Source organism: Massilia sp. CT11-108, from assembly GCF_047302915.1.
In the GTDB taxonomy this organism is placed as follows: domain Bacteria; phylum Pseudomonadota; class Gammaproteobacteria; order Burkholderiales; family Burkholderiaceae_D; genus Telluria; species Telluria orientalis.
The window spans coordinates 1-279 of the sequence record NZ_JBKYMO010001475.1; the positions used below are offsets into that span (position 1 = coordinate 1).

1 pseudogene is annotated in these 279 nt (G+C 70.6%); it reads right to left on the reverse strand.

Features of this window, described 5'->3' with window-relative positions:
* A pseudogene (locus tag ACEN88_RS35335) lies at positions 1–279 on the reverse strand (hypothetical protein); the annotation flags it as partial.

Sequence of the window (279 nt, forward strand, 5' to 3'; positions counted from 1 at the left end):
AGCACGGGCAGCGGTAGCGACAGCAGCAGCGCCGCCACGACGATCCCGACGAGGCCGGGCCCGGCCGCCAGCGTCAACATCAACAGCGCGCCGGTGCCGCAGAACAGGTAGAGCACGACGATCGTCAGCACCACTTCCACGACGACACTGGCCGCGACGCCGGCCGTGTCGGGCACCCGCAGGCCCGCGAGCCGTACGCCGGCGACTTCGCCGCCGATGTTTGCCACCGGCAGCAGCCGGTTGACGGCCTCGCGTACGAATGCCACCCACAACAGGAAC